This window comes from Rhodococcus sp. JVH1 (assembly GCF_000280725.2).
GTDB classification, from domain to species: domain Bacteria; phylum Actinomycetota; class Actinomycetes; order Mycobacteriales; family Mycobacteriaceae; genus Rhodococcus_F; species Rhodococcus_F jostii_A.
This window is the reverse complement of record NZ_CP166289.1, coordinates 1,892,876-1,905,981: the sequence shown is the minus strand read 5'-3', so window position 1 is coordinate 1,905,981 and position 13,106 is coordinate 1,892,876. Positions and strand designations below refer to the sequence as shown.

Genomic DNA, 13,106 nt, shown 5'->3' with positions numbered 1-13,106 from the left:
CCCTATCCGCCGTTGCCGAGGACGCCGGGCACCAGGCCGGTGACTCCGCCGACGACGCCGCCGACCGTGTCGCCCACTCCGTTGACGGTGTCACCCACCGCGCCGGCACCGCCGACGATGGTGTTGGCGATCGCGGCACCGCCGTCGGTCTGGGGAACGCTCGGGGCCGGAGCGGGGGCCGGTGCGGGCGCGGGGGCCGGGGCTGGTGCGGGTGCGGGTACTTCGGCCGCGGGGGCCGGTGCGGTGCCGGGCGCTGCAGCGACCGGTGCGGCCCCGGCCGGTGCCACGGTGCCGGGTGGGACGGTGCCGGGTGCGGCGACCGGGGTCGCCACGCCGGCCGCGGTACCGGGTGCCCCGGTCGCGGCGGCGACGCCCGCCGCCTCGGTGCCGGGAGCGGCGGCGCCCGTCGCGGCGGCCTCGGCCGGAACACCGGACGTGGAGGCCGCGCCCGCCGACGTGCCCGACGACTGCGAGGTGGTGGAACCCGAGTTGGACGACGACGGTGCGACGTCGAGGGCGGTGCCGAGCGACAGCCCACCCGCGGCGAGCAGGGCGATGGCTGCGGCGGAAGCGGTGATGATCCCGGCCTTCTTCTTCCGCGACATCCCGGTGGCGGCGGGCTCGCCGAGGGTCGGTGCGGGGGTGCGGGCGGCGAAGGCGACGGTCTCGGCGTCCGACTCGGTGACCGGGGCGGCGGCAGGCGCTGCGGCGGCTGGTGTCGCGGTGGGCACGACGACCGGCATCCGCGCGACGGTCGGGGCGGCGGCGCGTCCCGCATTGTCGTCGGCGGCGAGCAGGGCGGCGCCCAGGGCCGCGGTATGGCCCGGACGTTCGGCGGCGACGACGGGAACACGCAGTTCCGCCGACAGGAGTTCGGCGACCAGCGGGATCGCGGCGCTTCCGCCGGTGAGCACCACCTGGGTGACGTCGCTGGATTCGAGGCCGGCGGCGTGGATGCTCTCGCGCACCAGCGTCACCGATTCCTGCAGGGACGCGCGGATGAGGTCTTCGAGTTCCGAGCGCACGAGCCGCACGTCGGTGGAGACGCCGGGCAGCTCGATGCCGATGGTGGCTTCGGTGTCGGAGGACAGCGCCTCCTTCGCCGCGGTGCAGCGGGTCCGCAACCGGGTGAGGGCGGCGACCGTGTCGGGTGCGAACGGGTCGATGTCGCCGAACTCCTCGGCGACGTTGCCGAGGACGTACTGCATGGTGGCGTGGTCGAAGTGGGCGCCACCGAAGTCCTCGGACCGCACCGGCTTGCCGAGGACGCCGGTCTCCGTGCCGTGTGCGTCCGAACGGAAGAGGGTGATGTCGAGTGAGGTGCCGCCGAGGTCGTAGATGACGGTCAACGCGTCGCCGAGGGTGCCGCGGGTCCGTTCGAGCCACGTCATCACCGCCTGCGCCTCCGACACCAGGGTCGCGTCCGTGACGCCGGCCTGCTCGAGCGCGTCGGCGAGGACACCGACGGTGTACGGCGGCCAGACGGTCGGGTGGGCGACGACGGTGGTCGGGAGGCCGTGGCGGCCCGACGCGGCCTCGTGCACGATGCAGCTCACGGCGGTGGCCACCAGGTCTTCACCGGAGTAGGTCGAGCCGTCGTCGGTGAGGATCCCGACCGGGTCGCCCACGCGGTTCGCGAAGTCGGACACCGTCACCGCGTCCGGTTCGCTCGTGTCGTCGCCGAGGACGGGAGCGCGGTCGGGGGAGAGGTGGAGAACACTTGCACGGGACAGGACGGTGAGGTCGGCGGCATCCGTCACGCTCGCCCCGTCCGTGTCGACGGCGGCCACCGTATTGACCGATCCGACACCGATGCCGAGCGCTGCAGCCATGTTCCACTCCTGTGGTCCGGGCGGGCGTCACGCCGCCTGCGTCAGGCGGACGGTGCCGCCGTCGTATGTGACGGCCGAAGCCGTCGTGGTCACTCGAATTGTCGCGTGGAGTGGCCGTTTCGTTACGCCGACGCCGCTGGTCTACGGCAGTTACGGGGCCGATCCCCTAATGGCCCCCTATCCCCTAACGGGGAGGCCCCGACCCCCGATGGGAGATCCCCGATGCCGGGGTCCCCGAGTAGGGGGCGCCGCCCCGTTGGGAAGGGGGCCGCCGATCCATAACGTGTATTTCACTCGCCGTCACAGCAGTTGTGGTGGCCAACCGAACTCCCCGAACCTCGACTACAGGAGAGCTGCCATGGCTACCAACGCCGTCCTCGACTTCATTCTCGGCCTTCTTCGCGACGAGCAGGCTGCGGCTGCCTACTGCGCCAACCCGACCGAGGCGCTGTGCGCCGCCGGCCTGCAGGGTGTGAGCCACGCGGACATCGTCTCCGTTGCTCCCCTGGTCGCGGAGTCGGGACTGTTCGCAGGTGGCGGGGCCGACCTGGCCGCGATCGTCAACGCCGGTGCCGACGCCGCCGGTGACGTGGCGGGCGGTATCGGCGCAGGTGTCGGTGGCGGCCTGGGCGGCGGCCTCGGTCTCGGCGGCGGTCTCGGCGGTGCGGTCGGTATCGGTGCCGGTGCAGGCCTCGGTCTGGGTGCCGGCCTGGGCGGCGACTTCGACTTCGCGGCGGAACTGGCTGCCGGCCTGAGCGCCGCGCTCGGTGCGGCGCTGGAGATCGGCGGCGAGATCGGTGCGCAGCTCGGCGCCGCGCTGGGTGCAGCCCTCGACGCAGCACTCTCCCTCACCGGTGGCCTCGACCTCGGTAGCGCACTCGACATCGGCGCCGCGATCAGCGGGGCCCTCGGAGGCGCGCTCGGGCTGGGCGCCGACCTGACGGCGCAGCTCGCCACCACCCTCACCGCGGCGATCACGGCCCTGCCGGTGGTCGACGTGGCCGGTGGTCTCACCGGGATCCTCGCCCCCGCACTGTCGATCGGCGGCGACCTGGGCGCCGAGCTGGGTGCGGCTCTCGGTGCCGCCCTCGGAAGCGTCGTCGACCTCGGCGGCAGCCTGGACGGTGACATCCTCGCCGGACTCGGTGGCGGCCTCGACCTCGGTGCTGTGCTCGGAACGACCCTCGGCGGCGTGCTCGGTGTCGACGCCGGTCTCGGCGGCGCGCTGGGCGGTGCGCTCGACGCGGCGATCGGCGCGGGCGGCGGGCTGGGTGCCACCCTCGAAGGCCTGCTCGGCGGTGAACTGCTCGGTGACGTTGCCGGCTCGCTCGGCGGAGTTCTCGGCACCGACCTCGGCGCGGTCCTCGGTGGTGCTCTCGGTGGTGTCCTCGGTGCGGGCGGCGACCTGAGCGCAGACCTCGGTGGCGCACTCGGCGCGACCCTCGGTTCGATCGCGGACCTGGGCGGCGGACTGGACCTCGACGCGATCCTCGGTGCGGGCGGCAGCCTCGGCGGTGCGCTGAGCGGACTGCTCGGCGGTGAACTCGGAGTCGGCGGCGACCTCACCGCCGGTCTGGGTACCGCGCTGGACGCCGTTCTCGGTGCCGGTGGCGGCCTCGACCTCGGCGCCGTTCTCGGTGCCGACGGCGACCTCGGCGGTGCGCTGAGCGGCATCCTCGGTGGCGTGCTCGGCGCGGGCGGTGACGTCAGCGGCGATCTCGGTGGAGCCCTGGGCGGTCTGCTCGGCGGCGCCCTCGATCTGGAGGGTGGCCTCGGCGGCGCCCTGTCCGGCGCACTCGACAGCGGATTGGGACTGGACGCCGCACTCGGCACGGTCCTCGGCGGAGCCCTCGGCCTGGACGGTGGCCTGGCCGCCGAACTGGGCAGCACCCTCGACGCCGTGCTCGGCGCGGGCGGCGTGACGGACATCGACCTGGGCGGTCTGCTGGACGGCGGACTAGGCCTCGGGCTGGGCACCGACCTCGGTCTCGGCGGGGAACTGACGTCGGAGCTGACGACGGCGCTGAGCGGGGCCCTCGGGCTGGGCGGCGAGGCAGGCGCGAACCTGGGCACGGTCCTGGGCGGCGCCCTGGAGAGCGGCCTCGGGCTGGGCGGTGTCCTCGACACCGGTGCCGACCTGGGAACCACCATCAGCGGCGCGCTCGGTGGGGTGCTCGGAGTCGACGGTGACGCCACCGCCGGTCTGGGTGCGGCCCTCGACGCGGTGCTCGGCGCGGACGGCGGAGTCGACCTCGGCGGCGTGACCGACCTGGGCGGCCTGCTCGGCGGTGCGTTCGGTGTCGGTGGCGGTGCGGGCGCAGACCTCGGCGCGGCCCTGGGCGGAGTGCTCGGCGGTGCGCTGGAGACCGGCGGCGCCCTCGACCTGGACAGCGTTCTCGGCGCGGAGGGAAGCATCGGCAGCACGCTGGGCACCGCTCTCGGCGGCGTCCTCGGAGCCGACGGCGACCTCAGCGCGACCCTCGGTTCCGCACTGGAGACGGCTCTGGAGGCCGGTGGCGGACTTGATCTGGACTCCGCTCTGGACGCCGACCTCGGACTCGGCGCCGCAGCCGGCGTGGGCGGCGCCCTGGACGGTGCGCTCGACGCGGGCACCGATCTCGCGGGTGGCCTGACGGGCGGCATCGACGGCGCGCTCGGCGGACTGCTCGACGTGGGCAGTGACGTCACGGGCAATGTGGGCGGCGCTGTCGGCGGCGGCGTGGCGGGCGGCGCGGACGCCGCGGCAGGCATCGGTGCCGGTGTCGCCGCGGGTGTCGGTGCGGTTGCCGACGCCGGAGCGGACCTCGGCGGCAGCCTCGGAACCAACCTGGTCGGCGGACTGGACACGGCCGGTGGCCTGGGCGCCGGTCTGACCAGCGGTCTCACCGGTGGTCTCGGTGGAATCTTCGAAACCGGTGCGGGCCTCGGTTCCGCACTGACCGGCAGCGTCGGCGGTGCCGTCGACGCGGTGGGCGAGGCAGGCGCCTCGGTCGGCGCGGTCGCCGACGCCGGTGCGAACGTGGACGCGAACCTCGGTGGCGCCCTGGACACGGCGGCCAACCTGGGTGGCACGGTCGGTGGCGCCCTGGACACGGCCGCGAATCTCGGCGGAAGCCTCGGCGGCACGGTCGATGCCGCGGCCGGTGTCGGCGGAGACGTGGCCGGTGGAATCGAAGGCGGCCTGGACAGTGCGGTCGACGCCACCGCCGGTCTGACCGGTGGCCTGGATGCCACCACCGACGCGGTCACCGGCCTCGGCGCCGGATTGTCCGGTGGCGTGGGTGGCCTCGGATCGCTCGGCACCTCGGTCGGAGGCGCCCTCGACGGTGCGGTCGGCGGAGCGGTCGACGGTGGAGCCGCAGTGGGCGGCGCGGTCGACGGCGGAGCGTCCGCCGGTGGTTCGGTCGACGGTGGAGCGTCGGCAGGCGGTTCCGCCGACGCGGACGCGACCACGGACGGTTCGGCCGACCTCGGTGCGGTCGGCGGGGTCGTGGCCGACACCACCGGGTCGATCGCAGGCGGACTGGGGTCCACCCTGGGCGGTGCCGTCGACACCGGCGCCGACACCTGGTCGTCGATCGACGCGGACAACGCGTTCGGCGCCGACTCGGGCCTGCACGCGGACACCGACGGCTCGCTGTTCGGTGACACCGACACCTCGGTGGCCACGACGCACGACGTCACGGACGTGGTCGATCACCTCGAGCCGTGATGAGACGGCGGTTCCGGCATCCCCCAGACGGGGTGGCCGGAACCGCCGTACGATGTAACGAAATCAGCCCCGGACGCGTTATGCGTGCGGGGCTGTTTCACACAGTCGGGTGTCGGTGCACTGAACGTGGTGTCCGCACAGAGGTCGGAAGAATTGCGGGTCAACGAAGCTCATGGACAGTGCAGCCGCCGAGAAGAGTCCAGCCGGGTCCCAGTCGATGACGGCGTTGCTCGAGCAGGCCCTGGTCGTGGCGAAGAGGTTCGGTCGTGGCGATTTGGCGCAGCGCCTCGACTCGGCCCGGACCCGGGTGCAGGATCCGCGGATGCGGATCGTGGTGGTCGGACCGCTCAAGCAGGGCAAGAGCCAGTTCGTGAACTCCCTCCTCAACCTCACCGTGTGCTCGGTGGGCGACGACGAGACCACCGCGATCCCCACTGTCGTCCAAAACGCCGAGACCGCGTCGGCGGAACTGCTCCTCGCCGATCCGGGTGCCGACCCGATCCGGGTTCCTCTTCCGCTCGACGAGCTGAACGGCATCACGCCGGCCTCGCCCCGCGCCGAGGGCAGGGAGGTGCTGCGGGTGGAGGTCAACGTCCCGAGCCCGCTCCTCGCCGACGGTCTGGTCCTGGTCGACACGCCCGGCGTGGGCGGTGCCGGCAACCCGCACGCGGCGAGCACACTCGGGCTGATCCCGGCGTCGGATGCCGTGTTCGTTCTGTCCGACGCCAGCCAGGAATTCACCGAACCGGAGCTCGGCTTCATCCGCCAGGTCACCAGCCTGTGCCCGTCGGTGGCGTGCCTGATCAGCAAGACCGACCTGTACCCGCACTGGCGCGAGATCGTCGAAGCCGACCGCGGGCACCTCGCGCGGGCCGGTCTCGACGTTCCCCTGATCCCGATCTCCTCGGTGCTGCGTTCGCACGCGCTGCGACTGCAGGACGAGGAACTCAACACCGAGTCCGGTTTCGTCGACCTGTACGCGTTCCTGCGCGAGCGGGTGGTGGCGCGGGCGGAGGCGAACACGCGCCGGGCCGTGTCGCTGGACGTGTCCTCCGCGGCCGAGCATCTCACCCTGGGGATCGGCAGTGAGCTTGCCGCCCTGCGCGATCCGGCGAAGGGCGTCGCCGCGGTCGCCGAACTGCAGAAGGCGAAGGCCGCCGCCGAGGAGCTGCACAAGAAGACGTCGCTGTGGCAGCAGACGCTGGGTGACGGTATAGCCGACCTGGCCGCGGACATCGATCACGACCTCCGGGACCGGTTGCGCCGCGTCACCCGGGAGGCCGAGGAGACCGTCGACGAGGGCGACCCCGGCAAGGATTGGGACGCGCTGGGTCAGTGGCTCGAGCAGGAGTTCGCCACCGCGATCGGCGACAACTTCGTGTGGGCCCACGACCGCGCGCTGTGGCTGGCCGAGGTGGTGGCGCAGCACTTCGCCGAGACGGGTGCGGTCGAGCTGCCGCACCTGGACGTCGCGGACGTCGACGGTGTCCTCGAACCGGTGGCCTCGCTCGCGGACCTCGAGGCCGGACGTATCGGCATCACGCAGAAGGTTCTCGTCGGGATGCGCGGGTCGTACGGTGGCGTCCTCATGTTCGGTCTGATCACCACCATGATGGGGATGGCCCTGGTCAATCCGATCTCGATCGGCGCCGGAGTCCTCCTCGGCACGAAGGCGTACCGGGAAGACAAGGAGAGCCGGATCCTGAAGCGGCGGGCGGAGGCGAAGGCCGCGATCCGCCGGTTCGCCGACGACGCCAGCTTCCAGGTGGGCAAGGAGTCGAAGGATCGGCTCCGGTCGATTCAGCGGTTGCTGCGCGACCATTTCAGTGCAATCGCCGAGCAGGCGCTGCGGTCGATCAACGACTCGCTGCGCGCCGCGCAGGAGGCGGCGAATCTCGAGTCCACCGAACGGACCCGCCGGATCGCGCAGCTCGAGAAGGACCTGCACGTTGCATCCGAACTGAAACAGCAAGCCGCGCAACTCGTCGCAGGCGACGCGGGAGCGGTCACGGCATGACGGCCGCTCCGCTTCACGAGGCCCGGGCACTCATCGCGTCCGCCCGGCAGTTGTACGCGGGCAGACCCGAGATCCGGGATCAGCTGACCGAATGCGCGCGGCGACTGGAACAACCGTTGAGGGTCGCTCTGGCCGGTTCGCTGAAGGCCGGCAAGTCCACTCTGCTCAATTCCCTGGTGGGTCAGGACATCGCGCCCACCGACGCGACCGAATGCACCCGCGTCGTCACCTGGTACCGCAGCGGGTCGACGCCCACCGTGACGGCCTGGTACCAGCCGGACCCCGGTAGCGGCGCCCAGCGTTCCGCCAACGTCCCGGTGCTGCGCCGGGACGGACATCTCACGTTCGACCTCGGCCACCTCACCGCCGACCAGGTGGACCGCCTCGACGTGGAGTGGCCGTCGTCCGCCCTGGCTCATACGACGATCATCGACACCCCGGGCACGTCCTCGCTGTCGAGGGACGTCTCGGCCCGCACCCTCGAGATGCTCACCCCCGACAACGAGGCGTCCGGCGCCGACGCCGTGGTCTACCTGCTGCGCACGCTGAACGCGACCGACGTCCAGTTCCTCGGTCAGATCGGCGACCACGTGGGCGACGAATCGGGACCGCTCGGTGTGGTCGGTGTCGTGTCGCGGGCCGACGAGGTGGGGGCGGGACGCCTGGACGCCATGATGTCCGCGAAGGAAGTGGCGTCCCGGTTCGCGGGCGAACTCGAGCGCACCGGGCTGTGCCAGGCCGTGGTCCCCGTCGCGGGTCTGCTGGCGCTCGGTGCCCGCACGATGCGTCAGGCCGAGTTCACCGCGTTCCAGCATCTGGCCGAGGTCCCGGTGGACGACCTGAACTTGGCGATGCTGTCGGCCGACCGGTTCGCGCGTGAGGACAGTCCGCTTCCCGTGGACGCCCGGATGCGCGCTCAGCTGGCAGACCGCTTCGGGCTCTTCGGGATCCGGATGGCCGTCACCCTGATCCGGCTGGGCACCAAGGACTCGCCGACGCTGGCGGCGGAATTGGTGGAACGCAGCGGCCTCGACGAATTGCGTCAGGTGATCGACATCCAGTTCGGGCAGCGGGCCGACCAGTTGAAGACCCACTCGGCGCTCGTGGCACTCAAGCGGGTGCTCACGGCGCATCCGATGCCGGGTGCGGGTGAGATCCTGATGTCGGCCGAACGGCTGCTCTCCGACGTGCACGGTTTTCAGGAACTGCGCCTGCTCGGGCGCCTGCGGTCCACCGAGGTGGGGTTGCCCGCCGACGACGTGGCCGAGTTGCAACGCCTGATCGGCGGATTCGGGATCCAGATCGCCGAACGACTGGGCACCGACGGCGACGATTCCGTGGAGTTGCAGCGGATGCGGGCACTCGCCGCGGTGCGGAAGTGGCGCGAACGGGCACGCCACCCGTTGCTCGACCAGTTCACCGCGCGGGCCTGCATCGTCGCCGCCCGCAGCGCGGAAGGTGTTCTGGAGGAACTGAACACCGTCCGACTGTAGCTCGGTTACGTCGCGGAGACGCCCGCGATCTCGCCCTCCCGGAACGCGTTCACGAACAGTTGGTGATCCCTGCGGCTCACCTCGGCGTACGCGATGCCGAAGTCGATGATCTCGCCGACGAACTCGTCCAGCCTGCCGTCGACGACGTTCCGGATGGCGTCCTCGGTCTGGAACGTGACGAGGGTCTGATCGCTGTCCTCGTCGGAGACGCAATGCACCTTCGCCGTCGCCCGGCCGAGGTCCTCGAGCACCGGCGCGATGTCCTCCGGTTCGGTGAGATCCGACCAGTCGAGGTCCAGTTCGTACGGGGAGAGTTCGGCGACCACGAAACCGGTGCCGCCGATCTCCGTGTAGCCGAGCAGCGGATCCGTGTGGACCTGCAGCGCGCGCTGACTCACCACCGTGCGGTGTCCTTCGTGCTCGAAGTAGTCGCGGACCCGGGATTCGTCGACGACCCGGCTCGGCGCAGCGACGTTGCCCTGCTTGAGTGAGAGCACGATGTCGTTCTCGAGCGCCTGGGTCGCTCCTTCGATGAGCACGTTGTAAGCCGGGAGGCCGGCGCTACCGATTCCGAAGCCCTTCCGCCCGACCACGTCCTTGACGCGATAGAACACCGGTCGCGTGGACCGCTTGCTGCTGGGAACCCTCTCGATGTACTTGTCCAGCGCCTCGCGCACGGTGGTGCGTTCCTCCTCGTCGAGTTCGCGGACACCGCGGCCCCGCCGGAAACGCCGGTCGTAGTCCTCGATCACCGTGACGGACTCGAGCAGGTCCACCCGGGTGGCGAGCCGTGCGCTCAGCAGCAGGTCCTGGATGGCGCCGCGCGAATTGTCCAGGCGCAGCGCGTACGCCTCGTCCGCTTCCCGCTGCACGTAGTGCAGGACGTGCTCGACGTAACTGCGCAGGTAGGTGTCGGCGAGTGCCCGGATATCGCTCTCGGGGAGGGCCTTCTGCCACCCCATCAGTGCGAGACTCGCGACGAACCGGCGAAGATCCCAGCTGAACGGCCCCACGTACGCCTCGTCGAAATCGTTGACGTCGAAGACGAGGGTGCCCTCCGCATTCATGTACGTGCCGAAATTCTCCAGATGCAGATCGCCGTGAATCCACACCCGGCCGGTGCGCTCGTCCGCCCACGGATCGTCGAAGTCACGCAGATCGTCGTAGAAGAGGCAGGCGCTGCCCCGGAAGAAGGCGAACGGATCGGCGGCCATCTTCCGGAACTTCGTGCGAAACGCACTCGGATCCGCCTCCATCAGATCGGCGAAGGCCTCGACGAGGACCTCCACGATCCGGCCCTGCCTCGCGGAATCGTCGACGTCCACACCAGCCTCCTTCTCGCGGCCGACGGGGCGCCGCACGCCTCGTCACGACCGCACTGCACCACGGTAGCGTTCCCGCGCGCCCAGCGACTGCAGATACGTCCACGCATCGGCCACGATCGAATCGAGGTCCGTGTGTCTCGGTCGCCAGCCCAGTTCGGCCTGCACACGTTCGCCGGACGCGATGAGGACCGCTGCTGCAGGATGCCCGCTTTCATGACGGCCACGCGGTCGCCCATGGTCATGGCCTCCACCTGGTCGTGGTCGTCGAAGGGGATCTCAGAGTCGGTGCGCCGAGCCTGACGGCTCGGCGTGCAGGAACTGGGGGACGGGCAGGGACGCGGTGCCGGCGCGTCGGGCGACGTTCTCGACGACGCCGTCGACCCGGTCGGCGGGTACGAGGGCGATCGCGGAGCCGCCGAAGCCGCCGCCGGTCATCCGCGCACCCCAGGCGCCGGCCTCGAGGGCGGCGTCGACGGCGGAGTCGAGTTCGACGGAGCTGACCTCGTAATCGTCGCGCAACGAGGCGTGCGAGCGGTTCAGGGCGTCGCCGATGTCGGCGATCCGGCCGCGGTCGAGCAGGTCGGCGACTTCCCGGACGCGGCGGATCTCGCCGAGCACGTGCCGGACCCGCTGCGCTGCCGGGGAACTCAGCGCCGCGACGGCGGCGTCGGGGTCGGCGACGTCGCGCAGGGTGGCGACGCCGAGGTCGGCGCAGGCCTTTTCGATGGCGGCGCGCCGGTTGCCGTACTGGCCGTCGACCAGCCGGTGCGGCGCGTTGGTGTCGATGACCACCAGCCGGGCGTCCGCGGAGTCGAAGTCGAGCGGAACGTGCCGGGTGGCGCCGTCCCGGCAGTCGAGGAGCAGGGCGTGGCCGGGGCGGGCGAGCATCGCGACCGACTGGTCCATGCCGCCGGTGGACGCGCCGGCGATCTCGTTCTCCGCGAGGATGGACGCGGTGATCAGCGGCCGGCGGCCGGCGTCGTCCGTGGGCAGGCCGGCGATGTCGGCGACGGCGAGCGCGAAGGCGCACTCGAGCGCGGCCGAACTCGACAGCCCGGAGCCGACGGGGACAGTCGAATGCACTGCGACGTCGAAACCGGTTCCCGCCGTGAGGTGTCCGGACCGGCGTAGCGCCCACACCACCCCGGCGACGTACGCGGCCCAGCCGGCCGGGTGGCCCGGGGCGACGTCGTCGAGCGGACCGCGCCAGGACTCGCCGGTGTGCGTGGACACGGCGTGCAGGATCCCGTCGCCCCGCACACGGACGGCGACGACCGTCACGTAGGGGAGCGCGAACGGCAGGACCAGTCCGCCGGCGTAGTCGACGTGCTCACCGATGAGGTTGACTCGGCCGGGTGCCGTCCAGACGCCGTCCGCGGCGCCGCCGAACGTGCTGCGGAACAGCGCCTCCGCGGGGCCGGCGACCGAGGCGGCGTCGACGGGGGTGACCCACTGCGCACCATTCACGACGCCACCTCCCGCAGCCGGTCGGCGATGCGCTCGGGGGTGGTGTCGTTGACCCACGCCCCCATCCCGGACTCGGATCCAGCCAGGTACTTCATCCGGCCCGGCGACCGCATCATCGAGAACAGTTGCAGGTGCAGGCGTCCGAGCGGACGGTCCTCGCCGACGGGCGCCTGGTGCCACGCGGCGATGTAGGGCACGGCGTCGACACCCTCGAAGAACCGGTCGACCCGCCGCAGCAGTTCGAGATAGACGTGGGCGAGTTCGTCGCGCTCGTCTTCGGACAGTTCGGTGAGGTCACGGACGTCGCGGTGCGGTGCGAGATGCACCTCCAGCGGCCAGCGCGAGGCAGCGGGAACGTACGCGGTCCAGTGCTCGGCGGCCAGGACCACGCGCCTGCCGGATCGTGTTTCGGCGTCGAGGACGTCGGCGAGCAGCAGCCGCCCGGTGCTCTCGAAGTGCTCGCGGGAGCGCCGGATCAGTGCGTCCGTGCGGGGCGGCAGGTACGGGTAGGCGTAGATCTGTCCGTGCGGATGGGTCAGGGTGACGCCGATTTCCTTGCCCCGGTTCTCGAAGCAGAACACCTGCCGGACCCCCGGCAGCGTCGACAGTTCGGCGGTGCGGTCGGCCCAGACGTCTACGACGGTGCGGACCCGGGCGACGCTCAGGGTGGCGAAGGCGGCATCCGGGTTGCTGGTGAAGCACACGACCTCACATCTGCCCGCTCCCGGTGCCAACGGCCACAACGCTTCTCCGTCGACGCAGTCCGGAAGGTCCTGCTCGGCGGCGGCCGTCGCCAGCGACGGGAAACGGTTCTCGAACACCACCACGTCGTAGTCGTCGGCCGGAATCTCCGTAGGTGCCTTGCCCGGCACGCTCGGGGCGAGCGGCGACGCGTCCGGCGGCGGCAGGAACGTGCGGTCCATCCGCTGGGCAGCGATGACCACCCATTCCCCGGTGAGCACGTCGAACCGCATCTGCGACTGCGACACCGCCGGCGGCAGCGGACGTGAATCCACCAGCTCGCGGGTGGCTCCGCCCGACACGTACGGCTCGGAGTCGTCGAAGTAGATCAGTTCGCGGCCGTCCGCGAGGGTCGTCCGGGTCTTGCGCATCCGGAGCCGTGTCCCGGTCTCCCGCGCATCCTGTTCGTCACGCACGGTCATCGACGAGTCCTTCCCGGTTCTCCCGTGTCACCAGCCCACCGGGAATGGTGGGACGGATTCCGTACAGGACTGCTGTCCCAGGCAACGCTTGCAGCCC

The 13,106-nt window shown here is 71.5% G+C and carries 7 protein-coding genes and 2 pseudogenes; 3 read left to right on the top strand and 6 right to left on the bottom strand.

Annotation, left to right across the window (positions count from 1 at the left end):
* Positions 1-2: 2 nt before the first annotated feature.
* Positions 3-1,832, bottom strand: a complete 1,830-nt coding sequence (locus tag JVH1_RS08980) for an Hsp70 family protein (protein ID WP_371112959.1) — start codon at positions 1,830-1,832, stop codon at positions 3-5.
* Positions 1,833-2,190: 358 nt separating this feature from the next.
* Here JVH1_RS08980 and JVH1_RS08975 point away from each other — a divergent pair, with 358 nt between their 5' ends.
* From JVH1_RS08975 to JVH1_RS08965, 3 genes are all read left to right on the top strand, one after another.
* Positions 2,191-5,544, top strand: a complete 3,354-nt coding sequence (locus JVH1_RS08975) for an IniB N-terminal domain-containing protein (protein WP_009478748.1) — start codon at positions 2,191-2,193, stop codon at positions 5,542-5,544.
* 172 nt (positions 5,545-5,716) lie between these two features.
* On the top strand, positions 5,717-7,561 hold the full coding sequence (locus tag JVH1_RS08970; RefSeq protein ID WP_009478749.1) for a dynamin family protein: 1,845 nt from the start codon (positions 5,717-5,719) through the stop codon (positions 7,559-7,561).
* Complete coding sequence (locus JVH1_RS08965) at positions 7,558-9,054, top strand: dynamin family protein (RefSeq protein ID WP_009478750.1); 1,497 nt, start codon at positions 7,558-7,560, stop codon at positions 9,052-9,054. Before JVH1_RS08970 ends, JVH1_RS08965 begins: the two co-directional genes overlap by 4 nt.
* A gap of 5 nt (positions 9,055-9,059) precedes the next feature.
* Here JVH1_RS08965 and JVH1_RS08960 read toward each other — a convergent pair whose 3' ends face one another.
* The 5 genes and pseudogenes from JVH1_RS08960 to galT all read right to left on the bottom strand — a co-directional run bounded on the left by JVH1_RS08960 (position 9,060) and on the right by galT (position 13,009).
* Entirely contained in the window at positions 9,060-10,379 is a 1,320-nt protein-coding gene (locus JVH1_RS08960; protein ID WP_009478751.1) for a DUF2252 domain-containing protein, read from the bottom strand.
* Positions 10,380-10,421: 42 nt separating this feature from the next.
* Positions 10,422-10,571: pseudogene (locus JVH1_RS08955) on the bottom strand (UDP-glucose 4-epimerase GalE); the annotation flags it as partial.
* Positions 10,544-10,672, bottom strand: a pseudogene (locus JVH1_RS08950) (sugar ABC transporter ATP-binding protein); the annotation flags it as partial. The pseudogenes JVH1_RS08950 and JVH1_RS08955, both read right to left, overlap by 28 nt.
* Positions 10,656-11,846 (bottom strand): galactokinase, encoded by a 1,191-nt coding sequence (gene galK / locus JVH1_RS08945; protein WP_009478753.1) that lies wholly within the window; start codon positions 11,844-11,846, stop codon positions 10,656-10,658. The gene galK and the pseudogene JVH1_RS08950, both read right to left, overlap by 17 nt.
* On the bottom strand, positions 11,843-13,009 hold the full coding sequence (gene galT, locus JVH1_RS08940; protein WP_009478754.1) for a galactose-1-phosphate uridylyltransferase: 1,167 nt from the start codon (positions 13,007-13,009) through the stop codon (positions 11,843-11,845). Before galT ends, galK begins: the two co-directional genes overlap by 4 nt.
* Positions 13,010-13,106 lie beyond the last annotated feature (97 nt).

Coding starts and splice junctions, on each gene's coding strand:
- JVH1_RS08980 (WP_371112959.1), bottom strand. CDS start 1,832: ATGGCTGCAGCGCTCGGCATCGGTGTCGGATCGGTCAATACGGTGGCC.
- JVH1_RS08975 (WP_009478748.1), top strand. CDS start 2,191: ATGGCTACCAACGCCGTCCTCGACTTCATTCTCGGCCTTCTTCGCGAC.
- JVH1_RS08970 (WP_009478749.1), top strand. CDS start 5,717: ATGGACAGTGCAGCCGCCGAGAAGAGTCCAGCCGGGTCCCAGTCGATG.
- JVH1_RS08965 (WP_009478750.1), top strand. CDS start 7,558: ATGACGGCCGCTCCGCTTCACGAGGCCCGGGCACTCATCGCGTCCGCC.
- galT (WP_009478754.1), bottom strand. CDS start 13,009: ATGACCGTGCGTGACGAACAGGATGCGCGGGAGACCGGGACACGGCTC.